This window comes from Paraliobacillus quinghaiensis, from assembly GCF_003426025.1.
Classification (GTDB): Bacteria; Bacillota; Bacilli; order Bacillales; family Amphibacillaceae; genus Paraliobacillus_A; species Paraliobacillus_A quinghaiensis.
On record NZ_QJSH01000031.1, the window covers coordinates 19,922 to 34,586 of the forward strand.

Below are 14,665 nucleotides of genomic sequence, written 5' to 3' on the forward strand. Positions count from 1 at the left end.
AGGATGTTCAAAAAGTCACCAAATGATAAGCGGCGCATCTCTTCGTTGGCTGGTTCATCCGGTCCTCATGTAGGGAAAACCTACATTCTGGTCCTCAGAAACTTCGCCGCCCCGACCTGCTTGCTTCTAATTTACCGACTTTTTGAACACGCACTTTTACTACGTTTTTCTCATCTTTATTATACTATGATATTACATAGTTTATTAGAAATAGTTTATCTTTTGCAGAATTCAAATCACGCTCCGGCTCTTAGGTAGATTGGATTTTGATCAGAGTTCCGTGTGCTTAATGACAAACCCAAGTATAAGCGTTTTAACCGTCTCTACTTGCTCAAAGATCGTGACATGGCCACTCTTTGGAATAATAGTAAATTCCGTGTTTGGTATTTGCTCAGTTAAGAGCTCCGAAAATTTTCGAGGTGTCAAAATATCTTCCTCGCCCCAAATCACATGACAAGGACAGCTGATTTTACCTAATTCACTCGTAAACTCGGAATCTTGGATAAAGGTATCATACAAATGAATTTGACCATCAAAGAAGGACGCATCAATCTGGTTTAGCATTTTAGCTCTTTCATCTAAAAAGGCTTTATTTTTTGCGACAAAATCATTGTAATAGAGGGAAGGAACAGCTCCCCAGAAAAAATCCTCACCCTTTTTAGCCTGTGCTAATTGTTTCCAACCTTCCACAAACAGACGCGATGTTTCATCGATTTCACTTGTACCGTCAATAATGGTTAGACTCATGACATCCTCGGGAAAACCGACCGCAAACCGCATTGCAACTTGCGCACCATACGAAGTACCAACTAGATGTACTTTCTTGATCCCTAATTGATCGAGTAATACTTTTGTATCATCGGCGTGCTCTTGAAACGTATAAGGACCTTGTGGCTTATCAGATTTTAGTTGTCCTTTAAAATCATGGAGTAAAATACGATAACCCAACTTTTCAAATAAAGGATAATACGCTGCCCAACTTGATGTTGATGTCATCACCCCATTAAAAAAGACAACTGTTTCTTCCGCATCTTCGTTACCAAACACTTCATAAAATAGCTGATAATCATTACTTTTGACGTATGGAATAAGAATCAACTCCTCCATTAATTAGATCGTGGTTTACGGTCGTTCAACGACAAGTGAGACCCCTTGCCCTCCACCAATACAAAGTGTAGCAAGACCACGTTTGGCATCACGTTTGACCATTTCGTGTAAAAGTGTAACAAGAACACGCGTACCAGACGCACCTACAGGGTGACCAAGGGCAATCGCGCCACCATTTACATTTACCTTTTCAGGATCTAATTTTAGGTCTTTTACTACTGCTAATGATTGTGCAGCAAAAGCTTCATTTGCTTCAATTAAATCCAAATCATCAACAGTAAGCCCGGCTTTTTCTAACGCTTTTTCTGATGCCGGTACAGGCCCATAGCCCATAATATTCGGATCAAGCGCTGCAGATGCGTAGGACTTAATAACAGCAAGTGGTTCAACACCTAATTCATCTGCCTTTTCACGAGACATAAGTACAACCATTGCACCGCCATCATTCACTCCTGAAGCATTTCCCGCTGTAACCGTTCCACCCTTTTTGAAAGCAGGGCGTAATTTTGCCAATTTTTCAGCTGTGGAACCATGCTTTGGATACTCATCCTGATCAACAATAATTGGATCACCCTTACGTTGTGGCACTTCAACTGGAACAATTTCATCATTAAAACGTCCTGCAAGTTGTGCCTTTTCAGCTTTTTGTTGACTTGTAGCCGCAAAGTTATCTTGCTCTTCTCTTGTTATTCCCCACTGCTCTGCAATGTTTTCAGCAGTAATTCCCATATGAATATCATCAAATGCATCCATTAATGCATCTTTAATCATCGAATCCACAACTTTACCGTCACCCATGCGATAGCCCCATCTTGCATTCGGCAACAAGAATGGTGCGTTACTCATGCTTTCAACACCACCAGCTACGACAACGTCCGCGTCACCTAGCATGATAAATTGTGCAGCCATGCTTACCGTTCTCAATCCTGAACCACATAATTTATTAATTGTCATCGCTGGTGTTGTTTTAGGAATACCAGCATGAACTGCTACTTGTCTAGCAATATTTTGACCAAGACCTGCAGCTAAAATATTTCCTACTAATACCTCATCGACTGCATCTGGTTGTATGTTAGCACGTTTTAAGGCTTCCTTTGTAGCGGTCACTCCTAAATCAACAGCAGATACATCCTTTAAAGCACCACCAAAACTACCAACAGGTGTCCTTACTGCACTTGCTATAACTACTTCTCTCATTTTTATACAGCCTCCTCTTATTGAACTCAATTATATTCTTGCAAAAAGTGTGCCATGTTTTCAACCGCACAATTGAAAGCGTTTCACTTCATTTATGATATAGTAACTGTATGAATTTCATACAGTGTATTGTAAAAGTAACACCTTTTAATTATGCGTATCCCTTTAATTATACCATTTTGATCACTTTCTGTGTTGTTGGCATGGTTTTTGCAACAAGATTAGTAGATTGAATTATAGGAGGAGAGAGATGATGAGATTACAAGATAAGGTTTCAATTATTACTGGTGCAGGAAGAGGAATTGGTGCTGATACAGCGATAAGGTTTGCGAAAGAAGGCGCTATTGTTATTGTTACGGACATAAATGAAAGCGATGTCAACGAAACAGTAGAAAAAATCACAAGTGATGGTGGCACGGCTATCGGGTTAGTGTCAAACGTAGCAGAACGCGATCAGGTTGATCAACTTATCCAAACGGTCATCGATAAATATGACAGATTAGATGTTGTCATTAATAATGCAGGGATTACAGCAGATTCAACTTTAGTTAAAATGGAAGAAGCACAATGGGATCGTGTAATTGATGTAAATTTAAAAGGTGTATTTAACGTTAGCCAAGCTGCTGCAAAAATTATGAAAGCACAAAATAGTGGTGTCATTTTAAATGCTTCTTCTGTTGTTGGACTTTATGGGAATTTTGGTCAAACAAATTATGCGGCAACCAAGTGGGGCATTATTGGTATGACAAAAACATGGGCAAAAGAACTCGGTAAAAACAACATCCGCGTGAACGCTGTTGCGCCAGGCTTTATCGCAACTCCTATGACGGAAAAAATGCCAGAAAATGTACTTGATATGATGAAGAAAAAATCTGTTTTAGGTGATATGGGCAGAACAGAAGATATCGCTAACGCCTATCTTTTCCTAGCATCAGACGAAGCACGCTTTATCACAGGAACCGTGCTGAGTGTAGATGGTGGAGTTGTACTTTAAATTCCTACACCTATGCTAAAATTTTATACTTTCCTATCAGTATAAAAAAAACGGAGTAAGTCCTTTTTCCTTGGACCTGCTCCGTTTTTTTAAGCTTAAAAATCACATTTGTGTAGATTTTTTTATGTTATAATAGGGGTATCGTTAATGAGAAGGGAAGAATACAGATGATAAACTTAGGTCTATTTCAACAACAAAAAACACAGCTGCATATGACACCTCAGATGAAACAGGCCATCTCTATATTGCAATATTCCTCTACTGACTTATTAGAATTTATTAAAAAAGAAGCACTTGAAAATCCGCTCATTGAATTAGATGTTACTTCATTTCAGTTTGACCGGCGTAAAAGTCATGCTTCAGAAAAGTCAGATGTCTCACCACTTGATTTTATTGCTTCACAGAATAACACACTTTTCGATTACCTACATGAACAAGTGGTTGTGTTAGACTTGAGCAAGCAAGAACAATCTATTATGGAATATATTTTTTTAACATTAGATGAAAGCGGTTACTTTAGAGAAAGTATACAGGATGCCGCTACTTATTTAAATGTATCTTCGGAAACATTTGAGAACGCCCTACACCTCGTCCAAAAACAAGTTGAACCAGTTGGCATCGCCGCAACTGACCTGCAGCAATGTCTTTCGCTACAGATGGAGCACTACTATCCAGAGTATGAACACGCACAGGCTGTTTTAGCTTATTTAGATGATTTATCGAAATCTAATTGGAACGTGATCGCTAAGAAATTAGGTATTTCTATTGATGAGGTAAAAGAAATCTTACAAATTATAAAATCACTCAACCCGAAGCCAGGTCTACTTGTTGATGATCAAGTTACCGATTATATTGTGCCGGATTTTTATATTTACATGGAAGATGGCAAAAGCAACGTAGAACTGAATAACCAGCTGATACCAAAATTCAACCTATCTAGTGAATACCAATCAATGATCCAAGCTGAGCATGATACAGAAACAGCTAATTACTTACAAGAACTGAATCAACGCGCGTTGTGGTTACGTAAAAGCATCGATCACCGCACGACTACTTTGCTAAAAGTGATGAAAGCAATCGCAAACGAACAGGTTGAATTCTTCCAAAAAGGACCTTCCTTCTTAAAGCCGTTGAATCTAAAGGAAGTTGCTGAACTCTGTAATGTACATGTTTCAACTGTAAGCAGGGCTACCAGTCATAAATATGTCCATACGCAATTCGGGATATTTGAACTGAAATATTTCTTTTCATCCGGATTTACAATGAACAGTGGGAAAACCGTATCATCTCAACCAATCAAACAAATGATTAAAGATTTAATAGAAAATGAGAATCCGAGAAAGCCGCTATCTGACCAGCAGTTAAGCCTTAGTCTAAAAGAAAAGGATGTTGATATATCACGTAGAACTGTTACGAAATACCGGGAACAACTGAATATCTTATCTTCAACAAAACGGAAACTGAAGTGATTCGATAAAGAAAACTTGGCTAGCACCAAGCCTTCCGGCGCCGGTGATTGCCTAGTTGCACTTATACTGATTCCCTAAAAATTTTTACTACGTTGACTATTCAACCATGCTAAAATTTTATACTTTTCAATCAGTGCAAAAAACGGAAAGTGACAGGCACCGCTAAACCTAGTAAAATAAGAGGATCTATATAAAGAGAGGATCTTACTTATGTCGTATAAAATGATTGTACTAGATTTGGATGATACATTACTACGTGAGGATCAAACAATTTCCGAACGTACAAAACAAGCTCTAATGGAAGCACAGGAAAAAGGTGTGAAGGTAGTTCTTGCATCTGGCCGACCAACGTTTGGCATGAGGGCAATCGCAGAAGAGCTTTCACTAGCTTCATATGGTAGCTTTATTCTATCCTTTAATGGAGGGAAAATTATAAACTGTCAATCTAGCGAGGAACTATTTAGTAGTACATTATCAGTTAAGGCTGTTGAAAAATTGTATGAATTGAGCCAGCGCGAAGAGGTTTTTATTCATACTTATGTAGGGGATGAAATTATTACTGATTCCGATAATCCTTACACGACGATCGAAGCAACACTTACAGGCTTGCCTATTAATCGAGTAAACACTTTTATGACAGGCGTTCCAGAACCTGTTGTCAAAGTCTTGATGGTTGATGACCCTGAGAAATTAAAGCTAGTCGAAGAAAAACTAAAAGTTGAATTAGACGAAGAATTTAGTGTGATGCGTTCCAAGCCTTACTTCCTGGAATTCACCGAAAAAGGGGTAACAAAAGGCACAAGTCTTAACCAACTCATTCAAACATGTGGCATTAAACGGGAAGAAGTTATTGCGATTGGTGACAGTTACAACGACCAAGCAATGATCGAGTTTGCCGGCCTTGGCGTTGCAATGGGAAATGCTCCAGATGATATTAAAAAGATAGCCGATTATGTAACAGATACAAACATGAATGATGGTGTAGCGAAAGTCGTAGAAGAACTTGTTTTAAAGACTGTAGTCACAAATTAAGCGGACGATGTTTGATTGGAGTGTGAATGTACACAACCAATTAAACATCGTTTTTTTCTGTGTATCCACATTCGACAAAATACGGGAAGTGACAGGCACCGCCTAACTTGCATAGGTTATTCTGAGGTGATGTTGAATGTCTAAGACTCCTGTCACGGCTATTATATTGATCTATTGTTCCATATTTGTTGCTAGCAGTATTTATGTTATGATCCCGCTTCAACCAATGTTAGCGGAAAAGTTTGATGTTTCATTACAGCTCGTCTCCTTGTCCAGTACACTATTTGTTTTCCCTTACGCACTAGGATTGGTTTTCTTTGGTCTGTTGGCTGATCGCTTCCCACTAAGAAAACTCTTATTAATAGGAATGGCTTTATTGACTGTTGTTACCGGATTACTTAGTTTGACTAATGCGGTTCACAGCTTACTTATATTGCGTATATTTCAAGGTATCCTTGCAGCAAGCTTTGCACCTGTAACATTTGCCTATTGCTTTAAGTATTTCAAAGGATCAACACAAGCTTTTATAATCGCCATGATTAATACAGGCTTTTTATTTGCAGGTGTATTTGGCCAAATGACATCTGCTTACTTTACAGCATTATTTTCCTATCAATTTGTTTTTGTTGCCTTTTTTTGTTTTTACTTTAGTTGTTTTATCGGCCTATTTTTCACTTTAAGGTCTTCGGCTTCCGAAAAAAATAAGCAAGTAAAGAAAATCCTGCCGATGATTTTATCCTGTGTGCGTGATTATACCTTGCAAAAGATATACAGTATTACATTCTTCCTATTATTAACGATCATGCTATTCTATGGATCATTTGAAATTTACTTGTATGAGGAATGGCCTGATTTCCCATATTCGATTCAGTTACTTCGTTTAATTAGTTTAATTGGTATTTTACCAGCATTTTTATCTAGCATTTTAATCAAGCGATTTGGAGCAAAGTCTGTTTTACAGTTTCAATTAGGAGTTATGATGATTGGGTTTATTCCTGCAGTAATCACACTAAATGTATTCACGATTCTTTTCGCTTCTTTATTTATGATCGCCTCTACCTCCCTAACTATCCCAATGGTCGTCTTGCTCGTTGGAAAACATGCAAAGCTGTTTAAATCAACCGCAGTATCACTTTATTCTTTTGTCCTACTTACAGGAGCAAGTGCTGGCTCCGTGATAGCACCAGTCATCCCGTTTACTACCGTACTGATTCTTATCCCAGCTGTATTCCTCTTACTTTCATTCTTGTCCCGATTGCTTCCAAGTGATTAAATTATGCACAGAAAAAGACCAAAGGGGAATCCGGTCAATCCGGATCCCCTTTGGTCTTAGTTTGTGTTCGACAAAAACCGGGAGGTGACAGGCACCGCCTTAGTTTTGTAGTCTTTTTCTTCTTACTGCGAATAGTGTTGTTGTACCGATTACTAGTAGTAAGCCACCTAGCAATAACCAATTATACTGGTTTGTTGCGGTATCTGGTAATGCTTCACCGTTATCTTCGCTAGCAATTTCAAATACACCGTAAGCACTAAAGTGTGTCAGTTCTGCTACAACTTCTCCTGTTTCTTTATTATAAGAAATTGGAGAAATTATTTCTTTCTGATCACCATTCTCATCGATGTAAACAACTTTTAAATCTTCCCAGTTGTTTACTTTATTTTTGTTGACAGTAAACGTTACTGTTATTGGATTATCACTAAATTCTGTGATGTCCTCACCATCTGCAATAATTGAGAAATCAATTAGCTCACTCACTGCATCTTTGTTCTTGTTAGATACTTTCTTAGAAACCTTCCCAAAGTTGATCGTAACATCTTTACCTTCTGGGAATAGTTTATTTGGTACTAATAATGTAGCTTTTCCGTCAGATAGCTCAACAGAGAAGTCTTGATCTAACTTAGAAATAGCTTCTTTATTAATTGTAACTGATTTTGCTTTCTTGCTGTATGAGTAAACTTTTTGATTGTCGTTTCTAACCAAGTCTGTTTCGTCTTCGATGACGTCTTTACTTGGTTTATCTGTCTCAGGTTCATCCGTTCCTGGTTCTTCCGTATCAGGATCTTCTGTGCCTGGTTCTTCTGTCCCTGGATCTTCTGTCCCTGGATCTTCTGTTCCTGACTCATCAGATACTTTAATAACAACTGTTGTTAATGGATCAATAGACATAGAGTCTGATGATAAAGTAAACCCAGACTTTTCAGAAACCGCAACAGTTCCTGCTTCATCATTATCTACTACTACAGTTCCAGAAGTTAAGTCTTCACTTAGTGTAAGTGATCTTGCTGTTGTATCAGCGTTCACAAACACATAATACGTACCTGTTTCATCTGTAGATACATTTTTGTATGCAATCAGTAAGTCTTGATCAGCGATTTCAGGAGCATCGACTAATGTAACATTACTGTTTACAAGATCCATATCTCCAAGACGGAATGCATTAGTTGACCTTCTTAGTTCAATTAATCCTTGTGTATACGCTTTTGTTTGCGTATTAACAGGGTAAAGCGATTCATTCGTTACTTTATCCCATTCAAACATATTAATTGCATCAGAAGAGTCATACGAATCATGAACAAAATACGGATGTTCAAATGGATCTCCATTTTCATCTAATAATTCATGATATTTCTGTTCTGGTACTCCATCTGCTTTCCACTGTTTCGTTCTACCATATTCTTGACCAGCATGAATAAATGCTGTTCCTTGAGAGGTCAATACTAGCGAATTACCTAACCTTACTCGCTTATGGATTTCTAAGTTATTCTCAGGAATTGCTGGGTCTTTCTTAATAGATTGTGCAATAACATCGAATAAAGGTAAGTTATCGTGTGCCGCAATGTATTGAACCATATCACCCGGATCATCGGATGGTGTATTAGATGGTTGTGCCTTGATATTATTGAAGATTGTTTCAATACTTCTAGCACCACCAGTAATAAAGCGTGGCTCACCTTCTGAACCGAATCCAGATTTTAATTCATTACGTAATTCATCCGAGAACACACCAACATCATCCGTTTTATCCATCCAGTCTTGATCTGCTCCCATACCTTCAAGGGTTGGATCATCAAGATGTCCTGCAAATGTTCTCCATCCTTCCCCAATAAATAAAGCATCAGGGTTGATTGCTGCAGCAGCGTCATAGGCATTCTGAACAGCTGGATATGTTGCGTCACCCATCATATCAAAACGCATACCATCGATCTTGTATTCTTCAAACCAATATTTAACGGAATCAACCATAAGCTTTTCAGCCATTTTATGATTGGTTGCTAGGTTGTTTCCAAATCCACCAAGGAAGTTTCCTTCAGCATCTTGAAACGCATAGTAATTTGGTACAATATCGTTTAACGTGCTTGTTTGAGCGGTATGTGTGTAAACAACATCAAGTACTACACCCATTCCAGCATCATGGATTGCATCAATTAATGCTTTTGTTTCTTTTACTCGTAATTTAGCATCAGTTGGATCCTCAGAATACGCCCCATCTGGTGAGAAGTAACTGTGTGGGTCATAACCCCAGTTGTAATCATTACCACCAGCAGAGTAATCTAATTCTCTTTCACCCATTGCTGTTTCATCACCATAGTACCAAGCCATAATCGGAAGTAACTGAACGTGTGTTACACCTAATGATTTAATATAATCTAACTTGTCGATAAAGGCCTCATAAGAACCCCATCTAGCGTTTAGATCCCCTTCAATTGAAGGATCAGATGTAAAGTCACGTACGTGCACTTCATAAATAATCGCATCTTCTCGTTTTTCATAATTATCGATCTCGGCATGAGTAAATCCTTCTGGATCTGTATCACTTAAGTCAACGATAGCAGCCTTACCAACATCATCGCCATCAGGTCCAGTTTCACCTTCTGTATTTAATGTGAAAGCAGCCAATGATTTTGCATAAGGGTCTAATACATCTCTTGTTACACCGTCATTCGTAACCTCATACTGATAGTAGTAACCATCTAAATCAGACACACTTAACTCACTTGCAGCGACGTCTTTTGTCCAAACGCCATTTTCATTGATTAGTTCTACGCTGCCAATTTTTGTTGCAGCATCATCTTTATCAAAGAAGTTAGCTACTACTTTGCTTGCTTTTGGTGCCCAAAGTTTTAGCGTAGCATCGCCATCTTTATATGTTGCTCCTAAGTCATCGCCATCATAGCCATATTTTTCATCAATAAACTTCCAACCAGAACTTGCAGAAACTGTTCTGCCAGAATACGTAATCGATAATGGAAGCTTATTAATATCGAACGTTGCTGTTACTTCAGCAGTTTTATCTCCTGTAATCTCAGCAGATTCCACAGTAACTTCTGCACCGTCAGCATCTACAATCTCCAAACCACCTACTAGATCATCAGCTGTTAAACCTTCTGTCATAGTAAAGCTTAATTGTATAGCATTATCAGAGATTACTTCTGCTGCTGTAATACCTGTTGCAATATCCCAGTAAGGAGAAATATACACATTGTCATCCCCTTGTTTAACCCATATACGATTATATTTATCTAGTAAATTAAACGTTTTATTGCCGCCATCTTTACCAGCATCTCCAAGTGTTTCATCCATAACGATAAAACCAAGTTCTTTTGCATCTTCTGTTAATTCAATATCAACATAAGCACCATATTGATCAGAACCAGAGAAGTCAGCAGCACCTGTAGGCCATCCATCAGAAGGACTTGCTACATCGCCCCAGTTCCAAGCACCGTAATTTTCGTAATCAGCGTTATCACGAACATAGTGAATACGAACTGTATTTTCTGGTAAATCTATTGGTTCATATGTCCAAACTTTATCCGATCCTTGTTTGATCCAAACCTCGTTGATTTCTGAAGAAGTTATCGGTAACCCTTTATCTCCACCATCTTTTCCAGCATCACCTTGAGTTACATCCATAACTAGGAATCCTATATTTTCTGCACCTTCAGCTATTTCCACATCAATATATGCACCATAGCTGTCTGTTTTTTCAAACATAGTAGCACCTGTTGGCCAGTTTGCTGATGGGTCAGCCACATCATTCCATAACCAAGCACCAAAGTTTTCAAAATCATTATCTGTACGTTGATAGTGAATACGGATATGATTATCTGGAACTGGATCCACCGCAGTACCGTCATCATCACCAGCTTCAGCTGTAACTCCTGTAATTGAGCCACTATCAACAGTCAACAATACTGTACCACCATCAGCTTTAGCAGGAATCGTTAAAGAAACCTCGTTAGCATCTGTAGCATTGTATGTTTGACCAGAATAATGGTCTGTTACAACTGCATCTGCTGAATCAACAGTTAATGTAACATCTACTGCTTCTTCTGCAACATTTAAACCAACATATGCAGCGTCACCATTGTAGTTACGAGAGAATAGTAAGTAATTCTCACTGTTTTTACCACCAACAGTACTTCTATCACCTTTAGCAAATACGTCAGAATTATCTGCTCTAAAGTTTAGAATTTTTGTATAGTGTGCTAAAACATCGTTACCCTCTACTTGATCCCAAGCAAGGTCATAACGGTTATCGTAGTATGGATAATTGTTAGCTCCACTTTGTCCAAGTTCTTCACCATAATAAATGACAGGTTGACCTTTAGCAGTTGCTTGTAGCGATGCAGCAACTTTTAATTTGCCTTCATCTCCGCCAAGACTGTGCAAGAAACCTTCTTCATCATGGCTACCTAGGAATTGACCTAGTGTTGCTGTGTTATCAATTTGTCCGTTACGATCAATTAAACTATCATTTGCTCCTGCTAATTCACCGTTTACCAATGAATGAGCTATCCCTTTAAAACCAAAATCAAGAAGTGAATCCATCATTCCTGATTCAAGGTAGCCAGAAGTATTATTAACACTTGCTCCCCAAACTTCACCAATCATTTTATGTTCAGGTGCTTTTTCAGTAAGTTCGTTTTTAAATGCCATCCAAGTTGTGTCTTCTACGTGTTTAACTGTATCAACACGGAAGTAGTCAATCGTATTACCTTCATCCGTTGTAGCTTTCTCAATCCAATTCGTTTGCCACTCTATGATTTGTTCACGAACGGCAGGATCTTCCGTTTTAAAGTCAGGAAGTCCAGCTAATTCTCCAGTAACCTCGTCTGATCCAACAGAGCCTTGACGGACAAGGTCACTGTACATAGCACGTTCTTCATCCGTTGGATAACCTGCTGGAGGATTCGTAACGTTTCCGTCATTTTCTTTTAATCCGTATCCTGTATGGTTTAAAACTACATCAACCATAATTTTAATGCCACGGTCATGTGCTTCATCGATAAGCGTATGGAATTCATCCATTGTGCCGAAGTGAGGGTTTAACTCACCGAAGTTACTTGCCCAGTAGCCGTGGTAGGCATAGTAAGGTTCGCCTTCTTGATCTGTTCCAACATCATGTCCAATATTTTCTACAATTGGACTAATCCAAACAGTATTAACACCTAAGTCATCTAGGTAATCTAATTTCTCTGTAATACCTTCAAAATCTCCACCTTGATATGCACCACGTTTCTCAGTGTCATAGTCAAGTCCATATGGATCATTATTAGTAGAATCTCCATCAAAGAAACGATCCGTTAACATAAAGTAAATAATAGATTCGTCCCAATCAAAATCTTCTTCTCCAACAGATTGTCTAGTTTTTACCTCAACCTGTACGCTATCTGTGTATTCATTTCCATAAGAATCCACAACAGTTACAGGAATATCTTTCGTACCTGCTGTTACGTGATCATCTACAGCAATCGTCACTTCTTTAAGTGATGGATCAATTGCAAGTTTACTAGAATTACCTAACGAAGTAACATCTGCGTACATCTCAGAGATTTCAACGTCACTTGGTAACCCTTCAACACCAACAGATAAAACAGCAGTTTGATTGTAATCAATTGCTGCAGGTGACACAGAACTAGTGATCGTCAAATCAGCTCGCTCATGATATCTAATTGTAGAAGTGCCATCTACGGTATTATAAGGATCTGTCACCTCAGTTGTTGATCCGTCCTTAGTTACAAGGAAAGAATAAGGTGTTTCACCAGCTGAAATTCCATTAACCGTATAAACAAATCTTTCGTTTAATGGCTCATATGTCATTTCATATTTTTGTTCGTTAATCTTTAACTCTACTTTATCAATCGTATTCATTTCATCGTTTGCAAACAATGATTTATCACGATAATAAAAAGTAGCATCGCCTTGATTTACCACTGGCGCAGAGCCATCTGGTATAATTCTTACTCCCGCTTCACCACTTCTAATAAAAGCTTTTGTTAATAAATCATTGGTGTTAACCGGAATATTACGATCTTCATCAAATTCCTTCACAGCAGTTTCCCAATCTTCTGTACTTCGGATTAGTAAACCAATTTCATTTGTAGTAGACACTACTGGGATCTCAACTGCAGCATGCCCATCTTCAAATGTTTCAAAAGGAATTGTTTGATCATCTTTTAGACCAGTGTTCCAAGCCCAGATATTCCATCCGTCATATGTTTGATCATCACGAATATATGTCACACGTACACGACGTTGTTCTTCTTGACTCACGCCTTCTATAGCATTAATTGCATCTTCACGAGATGTGAAGAAACCTTCTTTTCCTTCAACAACCCAAACTTCAGTAGCGTTTTGTACTTCTGGAATGGTAATTACACGATCATTTTCTTGTGCTCCCCAATCAGTTTTTCTAGTAATAAGGGTCACTTCATCAGTCGGGAAAGAATAAGTTCCATGCGCAAATTGATAGTCACCACTATCATCTACTGAATCAAACGCTTTTCCAACTGCCTCAAATGCTTCACTACCACTATCATCAAAGAAGTAAAAATCCCAATCACTGAAAGTAGCTGGGTCTTCTCGGTAGTAATGAACTGTAAATTCGCTCATACCCGCAATGACTTCTACTTCTTTAGTTGATACATAGTCACCTTGTGTTGCTTTTACTGTAAATGTTGTATCCACAGTAGCATCACTCGCAACCTCTAGAGTTGCTCCATTTAATGTTACACCTGTTGGCGCACCATCCAGTGACCATGTAACATCAGATGATGGATTTTTACCAGAATCATCAACTAGATTAGCAGTTAATGGATTGCTGGAATCCAACTCAACTTTAGTAGGCACCTCACTTAAATTAAGCCCAGGTACTACTAATTTACTGTTACCGTTGCTCAGAGTAGCTGAATTAAGTGGATCAGTCTGCCACCCATCTTCCCCTACAACAAGCTTGTATCCATAAATATCAGGTGTTAGTGCAGATGTTGTAGCAGTCCATACTCGCGAACCGTCATCAGACATATTTAACGCATTGGAATCCCAACCGTTAAAGTCACCTGCTACACTCACCTTGGCTGCTTCAGCATCTTCGTAAGTAAATGTTACCGTGTTATCTTCATTTACAACTGGACTCATTAGGTCGGCAGCTGAAACTGAAGCAGGTAAGTAAGACGAAACTGTGCTAAATAATATTAAAAATATTAATAGCACGGAAAAACTCTGTTTCCCTCTTCTCATTTTGTAACCCCTTTCAATTTGTAATAAAAAACAAAGCCACTTGCATGACTTATTGTGCAAACGCTTGCATTAACTTGTTAAAAATTTGAACAATACGAAATATATTGTTCAATTATCAAGTGCAAACGATTGTACACTTTATTTATAACATACTACTAATAAACTCGCAATACCTAAAAGTTTAAAACAGCTTGTTTATATTCGACAAAAACCGGGTGGTGACAGCGTATAATGGTAAATAAGTCAACTCTCATTTGCACCTAAAAAAGACCGACCTTAATTAAAACTCTTAAAATCATTTTTTAAAAAGTTCATCTATCACAGAACCTTATAATGGAGCTCTTC

7 protein-coding genes are annotated in these 14,665 nt (G+C 38.3%); 4 read left to right on the top strand and 3 right to left on the bottom strand.

The annotated features are described in order from the left end of the window. Nucleotides 1–270: 270 nt before the first annotated feature. Nucleotides 271–1,098 carry an alpha/beta fold hydrolase gene (locus D2K40_RS14505; protein WP_205417576.1) on the bottom strand — a complete coding sequence of 276 codons (828 nt, stop codon included), beginning with the start codon at nucleotides 1,096–1,098 and terminating at the stop codon, nucleotides 271–273. A gap of 24 nt (nucleotides 1,099–1,122) precedes the next feature. After that, entirely contained in the window at nucleotides 1,123–2,304 is a 1,182-nt protein-coding gene (locus D2K40_RS14510; RefSeq protein ID WP_117157061.1) for an acetyl-CoA C-acetyltransferase, read from the bottom strand. Between the two features lie 253 nt (nucleotides 2,305–2,557). Here D2K40_RS14510 and fabG point away from each other — a divergent pair, with 253 nt between their 5' ends. The 4 genes from fabG (at nucleotide 2,558) to D2K40_RS14530 (ending at nucleotide 7,072) form a co-directional block, all read left to right on the top strand. Beyond that, nucleotides 2,558–3,298 carry a 3-oxoacyl-[acyl-carrier-protein] reductase gene (fabG, locus tag D2K40_RS14515; protein ID WP_117157062.1) on the top strand — a complete coding sequence of 247 codons (741 nt, stop codon included), beginning with the start codon at nucleotides 2,558–2,560 and terminating at the stop codon, nucleotides 3,296–3,298. Nucleotides 3,299–3,465: 167 nt separating this feature from the next. Beyond that, the gene (gene rpoN, locus D2K40_RS14520) at nucleotides 3,466–4,767 is read left to right on the top strand and encodes an RNA polymerase factor sigma-54 (RefSeq protein ID WP_117157063.1); all 1,302 of its coding nucleotides are present in this window, start codon (nucleotides 3,466–3,468) and stop codon (nucleotides 4,765–4,767) included. Between the two features lie 210 nt (nucleotides 4,768–4,977). Beyond that, the gene (locus D2K40_RS14525) at nucleotides 4,978–5,799 is read left to right on the top strand and encodes a Cof-type HAD-IIB family hydrolase (protein WP_117157064.1); all 822 of its coding nucleotides are present in this window, start codon (nucleotides 4,978–4,980) and stop codon (nucleotides 5,797–5,799) included. A 136-nt stretch (nucleotides 5,800–5,935) separates the two neighbouring features. Continuing rightward, nucleotides 5,936–7,072, top strand: coding sequence for an MFS transporter (locus tag D2K40_RS14530; protein WP_117157065.1), 1,137 nt, complete (start codon nucleotides 5,936–5,938; stop codon nucleotides 7,070–7,072). 99 nt (nucleotides 7,073–7,171) lie between these two features. On the opposite strand, the gene D2K40_RS14535 is transcribed toward D2K40_RS14530, so the two are convergent. Then, complete coding sequence (locus D2K40_RS14535) at nucleotides 7,172–14,320, bottom strand: pullulanase (protein ID WP_117157066.1); 7,149 nt, start codon at nucleotides 14,318–14,320, stop codon at nucleotides 7,172–7,174. Nucleotides 14,321–14,665: the final 345 nt, after the last annotated feature.

What these genes read in the sequence shown, in the direction of transcription:
- rpoN (WP_117157063.1), top strand. Translation starts at nt 3,466, where the DNA reads ATGATAAACTTAGGTCTATTTCAACAACAAAAAACACAGCTGCATATG.
- fabG (WP_117157062.1), top strand. Translation starts at nt 2,558, where the DNA reads ATGAGATTACAAGATAAGGTTTCAATTATTACTGGTGCAGGAAGAGGA.
- D2K40_RS14530 (WP_117157065.1), top strand. Translation starts at nt 5,936, where the DNA reads ATGTCTAAGACTCCTGTCACGGCTATTATATTGATCTATTGTTCCATA.
- D2K40_RS14510 (WP_117157061.1), bottom strand. Translation starts at nt 2,304, where the DNA reads ATGAGAGAAGTAGTTATAGCAAGTGCAGTAAGGACACCTGTTGGTAGT.
- D2K40_RS14535 (WP_117157066.1), bottom strand. Translation starts at nt 14,320, where the DNA reads ATGAGAAGAGGGAAACAGAGTTTTTCCGTGCTATTAATATTTTTAATA.
- D2K40_RS14525 (WP_117157064.1), top strand. Translation starts at nt 4,978, where the DNA reads ATGTCGTATAAAATGATTGTACTAGATTTGGATGATACATTACTACGT.